Origin of the sequence: Leifsonia xyli subsp. cynodontis DSM 46306 (assembly GCF_000470775.1) — a bacterium.
GTDB lineage: Bacteria > Actinomycetota > Actinomycetes > Actinomycetales > Microbacteriaceae > Leifsonia > Leifsonia cynodontis.
Map to the genome: position 1 here is coordinate 1,452,385 of NC_022438.1, position 12,322 is coordinate 1,464,706.

General features: G+C 67.1%; 12 protein-coding genes and 2 tRNA genes. 6 read left to right on the forward strand and 8 right to left on the reverse strand.

The features are described 5' to 3' along the window. Positions 1-60 precede the first annotated feature (60 nt). The 4 genes from valS (at position 61) to O159_RS06895 (ending at position 3,923) form a co-directional block, all read left to right on the forward strand. Positions 61-2,676 (forward strand): valine--tRNA ligase, encoded by a 2,616-nt coding sequence (gene valS / locus O159_RS06880; RefSeq protein ID WP_021755030.1) that lies wholly within the window; start codon positions 61-63, stop codon positions 2,674-2,676. Next, entirely contained in the window at positions 2,673-3,119 is a 447-nt protein-coding gene (locus tag O159_RS06885) for a GNAT family N-acetyltransferase (protein ID WP_043993605.1), read from the forward strand. The genes valS and O159_RS06885 overlap by 4 nt, the downstream gene beginning before the upstream one ends. 67 nt (positions 3,120-3,186) lie before the next feature. Then, positions 3,187-3,657 (forward strand): GNAT family N-acetyltransferase, encoded by a 471-nt coding sequence (locus tag O159_RS06890; protein ID WP_021755032.1) that lies wholly within the window; start codon positions 3,187-3,189, stop codon positions 3,655-3,657. Then, positions 3,657-3,923 carry a hypothetical protein gene (locus O159_RS06895; protein ID WP_021755033.1) on the forward strand — a complete coding sequence of 89 codons (267 nt, stop codon included), beginning with the start codon at positions 3,657-3,659 and terminating at the stop codon, positions 3,921-3,923. The genes O159_RS06890 and O159_RS06895 overlap by 1 nt, the downstream gene beginning before the upstream one ends. 16 nt (positions 3,924-3,939) lie before the next feature. Here O159_RS06895 and O159_RS06900 read toward each other — a convergent pair whose 3' ends face one another. Together O159_RS06900 and O159_RS06905 are read right to left on the reverse strand one after the other, a co-directional pair. Then, positions 3,940-4,137 (reverse strand): hypothetical protein, encoded by a 198-nt coding sequence (locus O159_RS06900; protein WP_021755034.1) that lies wholly within the window; start codon positions 4,135-4,137, stop codon positions 3,940-3,942. After that, on the reverse strand, positions 4,134-4,763 hold the full coding sequence (locus O159_RS06905) for an ArsR/SmtB family transcription factor (protein WP_021755035.1): 630 nt from the start codon (positions 4,761-4,763) through the stop codon (positions 4,134-4,136). Before O159_RS06905 ends, O159_RS06900 begins: the two co-directional genes overlap by 4 nt. Positions 4,764-4,897: 134 nt before the next feature. Here O159_RS06905 and O159_RS06910 point away from each other — a divergent pair, with 134 nt between their 5' ends. Next, positions 4,898-6,931, forward strand: coding sequence for a M3 family metallopeptidase (locus O159_RS06910; protein ID WP_021755036.1), 2,034 nt, complete (start codon positions 4,898-4,900; stop codon positions 6,929-6,931). A 108-nt stretch (positions 6,932-7,039) separates the two neighbouring features. Here the strand turns inward: O159_RS06910 and clpX are convergent, their stop codons facing one another. The 6 genes from clpX to O159_RS06940 all read right to left on the reverse strand — a co-directional run bounded on the left by clpX (position 7,040) and on the right by O159_RS06940 (position 11,917). Then, positions 7,040-8,314: an ATP-dependent Clp protease ATP-binding subunit ClpX gene (gene clpX, locus O159_RS06915; protein ID WP_021755037.1), complete on the reverse strand. Its 1,275-nt coding sequence runs from the start codon at positions 8,312-8,314 to the stop codon at positions 7,040-7,042. 160 nt (positions 8,315-8,474) lie between these two features. After that, positions 8,475-9,173, reverse strand: coding sequence for an ATP-dependent Clp protease proteolytic subunit (locus tag O159_RS06920; RefSeq protein WP_043993607.1), 699 nt, complete (start codon positions 9,171-9,173; stop codon positions 8,475-8,477). A gap of 29 nt (positions 9,174-9,202) precedes the next feature. Next, complete coding sequence (locus tag O159_RS06925) at positions 9,203-9,796, reverse strand: ATP-dependent Clp protease proteolytic subunit (RefSeq protein ID WP_021755039.1); 594 nt, start codon at positions 9,794-9,796, stop codon at positions 9,203-9,205. Between the two features lie 109 nt (positions 9,797-9,905). Beyond that, positions 9,906-10,301: a tetratricopeptide repeat protein gene (locus tag O159_RS06930; RefSeq protein WP_021755040.1), complete on the reverse strand. Its 396-nt coding sequence runs from the start codon at positions 10,299-10,301 to the stop codon at positions 9,906-9,908. 83 nt (positions 10,302-10,384) lie between these two features. Further along, a complete protein-coding gene (gene tig / locus O159_RS06935; RefSeq protein ID WP_021755041.1) occupies positions 10,385-11,782 on the reverse strand; it encodes a trigger factor in 1,398 nt (465 codons plus the stop codon). 60 nt (positions 11,783-11,842) lie between these two features. Then, positions 11,843-11,917, reverse strand: a tRNA-Pro gene (locus tag O159_RS06940). 100 nt (positions 11,918-12,017) lie between these two features. Between O159_RS06940 and O159_RS06945 the strand changes: the two genes are divergently transcribed. Further along, positions 12,018-12,088, forward strand: a tRNA-Gly gene (locus tag O159_RS06945). Positions 12,089-12,322 lie beyond the last annotated feature (234 nt).

The following is a 12,322-nucleotide window of genomic DNA, read 5'->3' on the forward strand; positions in this document are numbered from 1 at the left end:
AACAACGACACTCAGGCACCCCGTGGACACGGTGCCGCACATATCGCGATCGGAGACACCATGAGCGCTGCCAACCCCGTGCCCGAGAAACCCGCACTGGAGGGGTTGGAAGACAAATGGGGCGCCCGCTGGCAGCACAACGGGACCTACCTGTTCGACCGCGCCGCGGCCATCGCCGCCGACCGCGACGCCGTCTACTCGATCGACACCCCGCCGCCCACAGCCTCCGGCTCCCTCCACATCGGCCACGTCTTCAGCTACACGCACACAGACGTCGTGGCGCGGTTCCAGCGGATGCGCGGCAAGCACGTCTTCTATCCGATGGGCTGGGACGACAACGGCCTGCCCACCGAGCGGCGCGTCCAGAACTACTACGGCGTCCGCTGCGACCCGACGCTCCCCTACGATCCCGGATTCGCACCGCCGTTCGAGGGCGGCGACAACAAATCCAGTAAGGCCGCCGACCAGAAGCCGATCTCGCGGCGCAACTTCATCGAGCTGTGCGAGCGGTTGACGGTCGAGGACGAGAAGCAGTTCGAGGCGCTCTGGCGCTCACTCGGGCTCTCCGTGGACTGGTCGCAGACCTACCGGACCATCGGCGAGGAGTCGCTGCGCACCTCGCAGCTGGCCTTCCTGCGCAATGTGAAGCGCGGCGAGGCCTACCAGGCGCTCGCGCCGACGCTGTGGGACGTCACGTTCCGCACCGCCGTCGCGCAGGCCGAGCTGGAGGATCGGGAGCAGCCGAGCGCCTACCACCGCGTCACGTTCCACGGCGCGGACGGACCGGTGTACATCGAGACCACCCGGCCCGAACTGCTGCCGGCCTGCGTGGCGCTTGTGGCGCATCCCGACGACGAGCGGTACCAGCCGCTCTTCGGTCAGACGGTCCGCACACCCGTGTTCGGCGTCGAGGTGCCGGTGGTCGCCCACCACCTCGCCCAGCCGGACAAAGGATCGGGCATCGCCATGATCTGCACCTTCGGCGACATCACCGACGTCACCTGGTGGCGCGAGCTCGACCTGCCGAACCGGGCGATCATCGGCTTCGACGGACGTCTCCTGAGCGAACCGCCGGCGGCGATCGAGAGCGAAGCCGGCCGCGAGGCGTACGCGCAGCTCGCGGGGAAGACGGTGTTCTCGGCCAAGCAGGCCGTCGTCGAGCTGCTGCGCGCTTCGGGCGATCTGATCGGGGACCCGAAGCCCATCCAGCACCCCGTCAAGTTCTTCGAGAAGGGCGACAAACCCCTCGAGATCGTCTCCACCCGGCAGTGGTACGTGAAGAACGGCGCCCGGGACGAGCAGTTGCGCGAACGGCTCATCGAACTCGGCCGCGGTATCGGCTGGCACCCGGACTTCATGCGCGTGCGCTACGAGAACTGGGTGAACGGGCTCACCGGCGACTGGCTCATCTCCCGTCAGCGTTTCTTCGGCGTGCCCATCCCGGTCTGGTACCCGCTCGACGAGAAGGGCGATCCGCTCTTCGATCAGCCCATTCTGCCCGACGAAGAATCCCTCCCGGTCGACCCCTCCTCGGACGCCGCTCCCGGTTTCGACGAGACTCAGCGCGGCCAAGCGGGCGGCTTCGCCGGCGAGCACGATGTGATGGACACCTGGATGACCTCTTCGCTGACTCCGCAGCTCGCCGGCGGCTGGGAGCGGGGCGCGGACGGGGAGCTGTTCGCAGCCGTCTCCCCGTTCGATCTGCGTCCGCAGGGTCAGGACATCATCCGCACCTGGCTGTTCTCCACCCTGCTGCGCTCCCAGCTGGAGCAGGGTGTCGCGCCGTGGAGGAACGCTGCCCTCTCCGGGTTCATCGTGGACCCCGACCGCAAGAAGATGTCGAAGTCGAAAGGCAATGTGGTCACCCCCGCCGACATCCTCGAGCGCCACGGATCGGATGCGGTGCGCTACTGGGCGGCCTCCTCGCGCCTCGGCACGGACGCGGCATTCGACCCGCAGAACCCGACGCAGATCAAGATCGGCCGGCGGCTGGCGATCAAGCTGCTCAACGCGGCCAAGTTCATCCTCGGCTTCGACGCCCCCGCCTCGCTCGACCTCGCTCAGGTCACCGTCCCACTGGACCGCAGCATGCTGCAACACCTCACGGACGCGACCACGGACGCGACCACGGCGCTCGACGCCTACGACCACGCCCGCGCGCTGGAGACGACAGAGACGTTCTTCTGGACATTCTGCGACGATTACCTCGAACTCGTGAAGGAGCGCGCCTACGGCGAGGCTTCCCCCGGACAGTTGTCGGCCGTCGTGGCGCTGCGGACGGCGCTCTCCGCCTTCCTGCGGCTGTTCGCTCCGGTGCTCCCGTTCGCGGCGGAGGAAGCGTGGAGGTGGTGGAACGAAGGCTCCGTCCACCTCGCCGCCTGGCCGGCAGCGGCCGAGACCTCCGTGGGCGGGGAGGACGCCCGCGCCGTCCTCAGCGTGGTCGGCCGGGCTCTGACCGGCATCCGGGGCGCCAAGACCGCCGCCAAGGCCTCGCAGCGCACACCCGTCGACTCGGCCGTCATCACCGGTCCCGCGGGCGACCTCGCCGTCATCGAGTCGGCCGCTGACGACCTCCGCTCGGTGGGCAGAATCGTGGAACTGCGTTTCGCAGCGGGAGAAGACCTGGCGGTCGCGGATATCGTTCTCACGCAGGCACTCGACGAGGAGGAGCGATGACAACAAGTGTCCGGCGCGTGGAGGACAGCGAGTTCTTCGCCTGGCTCGACCTTTACACCGGGTACGGGGAGTTCTACGAGACCCCGATCACCGATGAGAAAGCGCTCCTGGTCTGGAGCTGGATCACCAACGAGGGGAACGCCCTGGAAGCCTACTTCGCGGTGGACCAGAAGGACACTCCGATCGGCCTCGTACACGCCCGCGAATTCGCCCGCCCCCTCGACGGGAGCAGGGGCCTGTACCTCGACGACCTCTTCGTGCGCCCCGGAGCGCGCGGCGCGGGGGCGGGCGCCGCACTGCTGGAACGGTTGCGCGAGACCGCCAGGGAGCGCGGCCTCTCCGTCGTCCGCTGGATCACCGCGAAAGACAATGAGACCGCCCGCGAACTCTACGACAGGGTCGCGGAGAAGACAGAGTGGGTCACCTACGACCTCGTCCCTTGAGACCAGCCGAACAGTGTCCAGAACCCGAACCGAGCGACTCTGCGCGGGGAGGCGAGAGGAGGAATCCATGTCGATCGACGTGCGGCCGATTCGGGAGGGCGATTTCTTCGCCTGGCTCGATCTGTATGCGAAATACGCGGAGTTCTGCGAGAGCGAGCTGACCGATCAGAAGGCGCTGACGCTCTGGTCCTGGCTCACCGACGCCCAGCACGAAGAATCGGGCTACGTCGCCGTGGACGACGGCCGCCTCGTCGGTCTCGCTCATGTCCGCGAGTTCGCCCGCCCGCTGGAGGGCGACCGCGGACTTTTCCTCGACGATCTGTTCGTGCTCGAGACCGAGCGCGGGCACGGCATCGGCCACGACCTCATCCAGGCGATCCGTTCCCTCGCGAAAGAGCGCAGCCTCGGCGCGGTGCAGTGGATCGCCGACCACGACAACGCCCACGCCCAGCGCGTCTACGATTCGGTGGCGAGCCGCACTTCCTGGGTCACCTACGAGATCGACCTGGTCGCCCTGCAGAACGGAGAGAAGAGCTGATGCAGCTGGGAACCCGCTGGACCGTGGGAGAACAGGCTCCTGCCTCCCTGCCCGCTGTCGTCTCCGATGCGGTCGCCGCCGTCGAGCGGGAACTGGCCGCCACCGGCGTGGAGACAGACGGCTGGCGCTGGACACTGACCTGGCTGGAGGGCGAGCCTGTCGTCGAACTCGACGACGGGACAGTCATCCGCTACGACCCCCGAGAGGATTCCGCGGTCATCGCCCAGCCGGCCGAGACCGATCCGGGCGACGCCGAGGAGCGCTGAGGCTCCCGCTGACGCCTCAGCGCGGCAGCTGGGGCAGGATGCTGGCGGCGGTGTCCCGGGTGGTTTCCATAGCGTCCACCCGCTGGTGGTAGGTAGGCGGGCGGGTGCGGTGTCGCGTTCCCCACGCGATGAGCGCGCGACCAAGCGAGAGCGCGGCTCGGTGGCTGAGCGGCGGGCGCAACGGGACCGAGACGGCACCGACCTGGACGCTCACCGGTCTTCGTCTTCCTGCTCGACCAGGGGGAACGCGTTGAATTGGGCCTGGATACGCTTGCGACCGTCCGCGGGCTCGGTCTTCCACTTCTCTTTGAGGCGCTTCATCAGCTTGTTGTGCTCGACGACCAGTTCGCCCAACTGGTCGATCGAGAGTTCGAGGTGGGACGTCGAGAGGAAGAAGGCCGTCATCCACTCGAGGCCGAAGGTGTCGAGGCCACGGCGGACGAAGGCACTCAGCCGGCGCTCGTTGTTCTGCTGCCAGCCGGCCGCCAGCTGCTGGGTGACCTCGCGACCGGCTGGGGTGCGGAGGGCTTCGGCGCCTCCCAGGGAGATGCCGCCCGGGGGCATCTTCCACCAGCGCTCACGGCCTTTGCCGCGCTCGTCGTCTTCCACGATGACCTCATGTTTGGCGAGCTGGCGCAGGTGGTAGCTGGTCGCCCCCGACGACTCCCCCAGCCGCTGCGCCAGCTGGGATGCCGTCGCCGGCCCGAAATCGGAGAGTTCATTGATGATCTCCACCCGCAGCGGGTGAGCGAGAGCGCGCAGCGCTGGCATCCCGAGCGGCTCAGGGTGTGGCTCGCGCTCAGCGGGGTGGGCCCAGGCCGCCTGTTCATCGTCCGACATGACCCCAGAATATAATTGCAAAGATAGTTTTGCAAGCATTTCTTTGCATGTGGCTCTTCCTCCGATCCAGGCGCGGAGAATTCGGGATGGCCCGGCTCCACGGTGCGGGAGACCGATGCCCCTAGGGTGGAGGAATGGCCGATACCTCCAATCCGTTCTTCGCGCCCAGCCCTCTGCCCTACCAGCTGCCGCCCTTCGCCGAGATTCGCGATGAGCACTACCGGCCCGCTTTCGAGCGCGGGTTCGCCGAGCAGCTCGCCGATGTGGCCGCGATCGCCGCCGATCCCGCACCGGCGACCTTCGAGAACACGATGCTGCCGCTGGAACGCTCCGGGCAGACGCTGCTGCGCGTCGCCGACGTGTTCTTCAACAAGTCCTCCGCAGACAGCACGGACTTCACCAACGCGCTGGAGGAGGAGATCGCGCCGCTGCTCTCCGCGCACGAAGACGCCATCCGGCTCAACCCCGAGCTCTCGGCTCGCATCTCAGCGCTCTACGATCAGCGCGATTCGCTCGGGCTCGACGCCGAATCGCGCTACCTCATCGAGCGCTACCACACCGAGTTCCTGCTCGCCGGCGCCGGACTGAACGAGGACGACAAGGAGAAGCTGCGCGACCTCAATCAGCGCCTGTCCATCCTGACCACCCGCTTCGAGAAGAACCTGCTCGCCGACACCAACGAACTCGCGGTCGTCTTCGACACCGCCGCAGAGCTCGACGGGCTCGGCGACGGCGAGCTCTCCGCCGCCGCGGAGGCGGCCCGCGACCGTGGACTCGATGGCAAGTACGTGGTGACGCTGGTGCTCCCGACCGGACACCCGTGGCTCGCGAACCTGAGGAACCGGGCGACCCGGGAGCGGATCATGGCCGCCTCCCGCGCCCGCGCCACCCGCGGCGGGGAGCACGACAACCGCGACCTCATCCTCGAGATCACCCGCCTGCGCGCCGAGCGTGCCCGCCTGCTCGGCTTCGACACGCACGCCGCCCTCGTGACCGCCGACGAGACCGCGAGAAGTCCGGAGGCCGTCGCCGACATGCTCGGTCGCCTGGCGCTCCCGGCCGCCCGCAACGCACACGCCGAACAGGCCGACCTCGCAGAGCAGTCCGGCGGCGAGCCCGTCGCCAGCTGGGACTGGGCATACCTCACCGACAAAGCGCGCCATGCCAGGTACAACGTCGATTTCGCCGCGATGCGCCCCTACTTCGAGGCAGAGCGGGTCCTGCGCGACGGCGTCTTCTTCACCGCGAACCGGCTCTACGGCCTTGGCTTCCAGGAGCGGCCGGATCTCCTGGCCTACCACCCGGAAGCACGCGTCTTCGAGGTTCGCAACGAAGACGGCTCCGGCCTCGGCCTCTACATCCTGGACCTCTACACGCGCGATTCGAAGCGCGGCGGGGCCTGGATGAACCCGCTCATCTCGCAGTCGGGCCTGCTCGGCACCCCGACCGTGGTGGTGAACAACCTCAACGTCCCGAAGCCGGCAGCGGGCGAGCCCACGCTGCTCACCTACGACGAGACCAATACACTCTTCCACGAGTTCGGTCACGCGCTGCACGGTCTGTTCGCGCGTGTCACCTACCCGAAGTTCGCCGGAACGAACGTCTTTCGCGACTTCGTCGAGTTCCCGAGCCAGGTGAACGAGATGTGGATGCTGTGGCCCGAGATCCTGGCCAACTACGCCGTCCACCACCTCACCGGCGAACGGATGCCGCAGGAACTCGTCGACAGACTCCACGCCTCGCAGAGCTTCAACGAAGGCTTCACGACCAGCGAGTACCTCGCCGCCGCCCTGCTCGACCAGGCCTGGCACACGATCACCGCCAGCGACACCGTCGCCGATGTCGCCGCGTTCGAGGCGGACGCCCTGGCGAAAGCGGGTCTCGACAACCCGGCCGTCCCGCCGCGGTACGCCAGCACCTACTTCGCGCACACGTTCTCCGGCGGCTACGACGCCGGATATTACTCCTACATCTGGAGCGAAGTGCTCGACGCCGACACCGTGGAGTGGTTCAAAGAGAACGGCGGCCTGAGCCGGGAGAACGGCGAGCGTTTCCGGCAACGCCTCCTGGGCGTCGGCGGCTCCAAGGACCCATTGGAGGCCTACCGCGATTTCCGCGGCCGGGACGCCGTGATCGAGCCGCTGCTGAAGCGGCGCGGGCTGGGCTGATGAACCGAACGAGAGCGGCCTGCGCTCACGAGAGCAGCCGCCGGGTCCCGCACCGCGGCGGTCCTGCCCGCGTCCTCGTCTCCCGCTCCGCCGCCCAACGAGCCGGCTCTACGCCGACTTCTCCTCGCGGCGCGCGCGGTGCGGCACGATCGTCGGGGCCGCGTTCTCGAGCACAGCCTCCTTCATGACGACGACCCGGGCGACCTCCGAGCTAGACGGGACTTCGAACATGATCGGCCCAAGCACCTCTTCCATGATCGCGCGGAGGCCGCGGGCGCCGGTCTTGCGCAGCACGGCGAGGTCGGCGATGGCCTCCAGAGCCGCGTGGTCGAACTCGAGCTGCACGCCGTCCAGCTCGAACATCCGCTGATACTGGCGGACGAGCGCGTTCTTCGGCTCGGTCAAGATCTGCATCAGCGCATCCTGATCGAGCTGGGTCACGGTGGTCACCACCGGGAGCCGGCCGATGAACTCCGGGATGAGCCCGAACTTGTGTAAGTCCTCGGGCAGCACCTCGCTGAAGAGGTTGATGTCATCGCCCTTCGAGTGCAGCGGGGCACCGAAGCCGATGCCCTTCTTGCCCGCGCGGCTGGAGATGATGTCCTCCAGCCCGGCGAAGGCGCCGGCCACGATGAACAGCACGTTCGTGGTGTCGATCTGGATGAACTCCTGGTGCGGGTGTTTGCGTCCGCCCTGCGGCGGGACCGAGGCGACCGTGCCCTCCAGGATCTTCAGCAGCGCCTGCTGCACGCCCTCGCCCGACACATCCCGTGTGATCGAGGGGTTCTCGGCCTTGCGGGCGATCTTATCGACCTCGTCGATGTAGATGATGCCCGTCTCCGCGCGCTTGACGTCGTAGTCGGCGGCCTGGATGAGCTTCAGCAGGATGTTCTCGACGTCCTCGCCGACGTACCCGGCCTCGGTCAGAGCGGTCGCATCCGCCACCGCGAACGGGACGTTCAGGCGGCGGGCGAGGGTCTGCGCGAGGTAGGTCTTGCCGCAGCCGGTCGGACCGATGAGCAGGATGTTCGACTTCGCGATCTCGACATCGTCGATGGCGTCCGCCGCGGTGATGGCCTGCCGTGCGCGGACGCGCTTGTAGTGGTTGTAGACCGCGACCGCGAGCGAGCGCTTGGCCTGCTCCTGTCCGATGACGTACTCCTCGAGGAAGCCGAAGATCTCCTTCGGCTTCGGCAGGTCGAATTCGCTGGAGGCCTCTTCGCCCACTTCCGCCAGCCGCTCCTCGATGATCTCGTTGCAGAGTTCGACGCACTCATCGCAGATGTACACCCCCGGACCGGCGATCAGCTGCTGCACCTGCTTCTGGCTCTTGCCGCAGAAGGAACACTTGAGCAGATCGGCGCTCTCCCCGATGCGTGCCATCTGTCTCCGCCCTCCTCCGCTTGCGGTTCTCAGGCATGAGCCTAGCCCGTGGCGCGGACATTTGGCTGGCACTTTGCGTGTATTCGCCCCGCGCGCCGTTTCGCCAACAGCAGAACGGGACGGCCCCCGCGGCGGCCGTCCCGTTCTGTCGTTGTTATGCCTATTTCACCAGCGCCGGGAGAGTCTTCCGGCTGGTGAGAACCTGGTCGATCAGGCCGTATTCTTGAGCCTGGGTCGCAGACAGGATGTTGTCACGCTCGATGTCCTTGCCGACCTGCTCAAGCGTACGGTTGGAGTGCTTCACGAGCGTCTCCTCCAACCAGGCGCGCATCCGGTTGATCTCGTCCGACTGGATCTGGATGTCCGATGCCTGCCCGTGACCAGCCTCACCCACGGCGGGCTGGTGGATCAGGATGCGGGCGTTCGGCAGAGCGAGCCGTTTGCCGGGCGCGCCCGCGGCTGTGAGAACGGCGGCTGCCGAGGCGGCTTGACCGAGGACGACGGTCTGGATCTGCGGCCGGACATACTGCATGGTGTCGTAGATCGCCGTCATCGCGGTGAACGAGCCGCCGGGAGAGTTGATGTACATGACGATGTCGCGGTCCGGGTCCTGACTCTCGAGCACGAGCAGCTGGGCCATGATGTCATCCGCCGAAGCGTCGTCCACCTGGACGCCGAGGAAGATGATGCGGTCCTCGAAGAGCTTGGCATACGGATCCTGGCGCTTGTAGCCGTAGGCCGTACGCTCCTCGAAGCTGGGCAGGATGTAGCGGGCTCCGGGAGCCTGCAGGCCACCGAAGGCCTGGCCGCCGCCGTATGATCCACCGGCGGGGGAAGCGCCGAGCATAGGAATGTTCATAGTGATGTCCTTCGTCCTTCGGGCGGTTCCTACTTGCTCGCCGGGGCGGTTCCGCCGCCGCCCGCGATGTCGAGCGCCGACTCGCGGATGTGGTCCACGAAGCCGTACTCCAATGCCTCCTGCGCCGTGAACCACCGGTCCCGGTCACCGTCCGCGTTGACCTGATCGACCGTTTTCCCGGTCGCCTCGGCCGTGATCTCGGCCAGGCGCTTCTTCATGTCCAGGATGAGCTGGGCCTGCGTCCGGATATCGCTCGCCGTGCCTCCGAAACCGCCGTGGGGCTGGTGCAGCAGGACACGGGCGTTCGGAGTGATGTAGCGCTTGCCCTTGGTGCCGGCGGTCAGCAACAGCTGGCCCATCGAAGCCGCCATGCCGATGCCGACAGTGACGATGTCGTTCGGCACGAACTGCATGGTGTCGTAGATCGCCATACCGGCGGTGATCGAACCGCCCGGGGAGTTGATGTAGAGGTAGATGTCCCGCTTCGAATCCTCCGCGGCGAGGAGCAGCAGCTTCGCGGCGATCTCGTTCGCGTTCTCATCCCGCACCTCGGACCCGAGCCAGATGATCCGGTCCTTCAGCAGTCTGTCGAAAACACTGGGCTGGATACCCATGTCGGCCATGTTCGCTCCGTTTCCTTCTGTCGCTTGAAGATGAATCTATCGGAGCGCTTCCGCCATTTCGGCGCTGTTCGCCCTGGGCAGATACAGTGTCGGCGCTGCGACAGCCGCGTTACTGGCCTCTGAGGTCCGCTGCATAGGCGGTGACCGCGCGGTGGTAGAGCGGCAGGTGCGCCGCGAGCGCGCCCAGTGCCTCCCGCACCGCCTCGGCGGGAAGCCCCGCGTCGAACAGTGCGAGCGCGGCGAAGGCGTGCGCCGCGTCCCGGAGCTCGTGCCCGGGATGCTCGTCCAGCAGTTCGCGGAGCAGGACAAGCGCCTCGTCGGGACGCCCAAGGATGCGAAGCGTGCTGGCGAGCTGAATCGTCGCCTGTCCTCGCTGCGGCTCGGGAAGCCCGTTGGCGAGCGCTCGGCGGTAGAGCGGCTCGGCCGCCGCCGCCTCACCCACGAAATCGCGAGCGCCCGCCGCTTCGAAAAGCCCGTGCGGTTCGCTCTCCGGTCGTTCCGCCACGAGGGCGTCGATCGCTGCGAGCGTCTCCGCTTCCGGGTATGCGGAAGCCCGGGCGCCGCAGGCGACGCCCGGCTTCCGGGATGCTACTTGTCCGCTGCCTTCTTCTTGGCCGCGGCCTTCTTCTTGGGCTTCTCTGCGGCGGAGGCTTCCTCCGCCGGCGCATCGGCGCCCTCGGCGGTGGCGTCCTCGTCCGCGGCCTCGTCGTCCGGGAGGGCGACGAACTCGCTCAGGTCCACCTTCTTGCCGTCGGTGTCCACGACCTCGGCCTTGCCGAGGACGATCGCGAGCGCCTTGTTGCGGGCGACCTCGCCGACCATCGACGAGATTTGGCCGTTCTCTCCCAGGATCTTGACGAACTCGTTCGGGTCCATGTTGTACTGCGCGGCGCCCTGCACGAGGTACTGGGTGAGCTCGTCCTGGCTGACCTTCACGTTCTCCTGCTGAGCGATCTCATCGAGGAGGATCTGCGTGCGGAACGTCTTCTCGCTCGACTCGGTCACCTCGGCGCGGTGCCCGTCGTCTTCGAGACGATTCTCCTGCTCCAGGTGGCGGCTCACCTCGTCCTCGACCAGCTGAGCCGGAACCGGGATCTCGACCAGCTCGAGCAGCTTGTCGACCAGCTGATCGCGCGCCGCGGTGCCCTGCCCGAAGGACTTCGCGCGCTCCACCTGGCCGCGCAGGCTCTCGCGCAGCTCCCCGATCGTGTCGAACTCGCTGGAGATCTGGGCGAAGTCGTCGTCCGCCTCCGGCAGCTCGCGCTCCTTGACGGCGTTCAGCGTCACGGTGATCTGCGCGCTCTCGCCCTCGTGGTCGCCGCCCATGAGCGGCGCCTCGAACATGGTGGTCTCCCCCGCCGTCAGCGTGTCGAGCGCCTCGTCGATGCCCTCGATGAGCTCACCCGAGCCGATCTCGTACGAGATGTTCGCGGCCGTGTCGACCTCCTCTCCGCCGATCTCGGCTACCAAGTCGATCTGTGCGAAATCGCCCTTCTTGGCCGGACGCTCGACCGTCACGAGCGTGCCGAACCGGCTGCGGAGCCGGTCCAGCTCCTCCTCGACGTCGTCCGGGGTCACCTGGGCAGCCTCGACGCACAGCGTGATGTCGTCGAACGTGGGCAGCGTGATCTCGGGGCGGACATCCACCTCGATCGTCAGCAGCAGGTCGCCCGAGAAGTCCTTCTCATTCGGCCATTCGGAGATGTCCGCCTCCGGACGGCCGAGGGGGCGCACCTCGTTCTCCTCGACGGCGCGGCGATAGAACCCGTCCAGGCCCTCGTTGACCGCGTGCTCCAGGACGGCCGCCTTGCCGACCCGCTGGTCGATGATGGCCGGGGGCACCTTCCCCTTGCGGAAGCCGGGGATGTTCACCTGCCCGGCGATGTGCTCGTAAGCGTGCTTGATGGACGGCTGCAACTCCTCCGGCGTCACCGAGATGGTGAGCTTGGTGCGGGTGGGGCTGAGCTTCTCGACCGTGGTCTTCACGATGTCTGGGTTCTCCTGAATGTTCGAACGATGGTCTACTCGTAAGGAACGAGGTCCTCGTCGGGGCGACAGGATTCGAACCTGCGACCTCCCGCTCCCAAAGCGGGCGCTCTAGCCAAGCTGAGCTACGCCCCGGCTGAAGCGGTGCGAAAGACCACGCGCCAGTCTACTGCACGCGGAATGGCCCTCGTGATGTACTACGATTGACTCCGCCCGCTCCCATGTGACGGGCAACGGGGATGTAGCTCAATGGTAGAGCCTCAGTCTTCCAAACTGATTACGCGGGTTCGATTCCCGTCATCCCCTCCGTCGGAGAAGGCTGGGTTTCGAGTCCCGCCTGGTCTTCCCTCCCGGTCCGCCCCTCGGAAACGGAGGAGAACCGACTGCTGGCACCCACTTTCCTCCTCCGTTTCCTGCGTTAGCCCCGTTCCCTGCCCGCTTCTCCTCCCTTTCCGCCAGCTGTCGAAAGGAAGAAGATTCGGGGGATGTCCGGGGGAACTCCTCCGCTCCCACAGCCTCTGACAACGCAGGACTCCCCTC

Bases quoted from the DNA above. Each gene is read 5' to 3' on its own strand.
- valS (WP_021755030.1), top strand. From the start codon at position 61: ATGAGCGCTGCCAACCCCGTGCCCGAGAAACCCGCACTGGAGGGGTTG.
- O159_RS06885 (WP_043993605.1), top strand. From the start codon at position 2,673: ATGACAACAAGTGTCCGGCGCGTGGAGGACAGCGAGTTCTTCGCCTGG.
- O159_RS06890 (WP_021755032.1), top strand. From the start codon at position 3,187: ATGTCGATCGACGTGCGGCCGATTCGGGAGGGCGATTTCTTCGCCTGG.
- O159_RS06895 (WP_021755033.1), top strand. From the start codon at position 3,657: ATGCAGCTGGGAACCCGCTGGACCGTGGGAGAACAGGCTCCTGCCTCC.
- O159_RS06905 (WP_021755035.1), bottom strand. From the start codon at position 4,763: ATGTCGGACGATGAACAGGCGGCCTGGGCCCACCCCGCTGAGCGCGAG.
- O159_RS06910 (WP_021755036.1), top strand. From the start codon at position 4,898: ATGGCCGATACCTCCAATCCGTTCTTCGCGCCCAGCCCTCTGCCCTAC.
- clpX (WP_021755037.1), bottom strand. From the start codon at position 8,314: ATGGCACGCATCGGGGAGAGCGCCGATCTGCTCAAGTGTTCCTTCTGC.
- O159_RS06920 (WP_043993607.1), bottom strand. From the start codon at position 9,173: ATGAACATTCCTATGCTCGGCGCTTCCCCCGCCGGTGGATCATACGGC.
- O159_RS06925 (WP_021755039.1), bottom strand. From the start codon at position 9,796: ATGGCCGACATGGGTATCCAGCCCAGTGTTTTCGACAGACTGCTGAAG.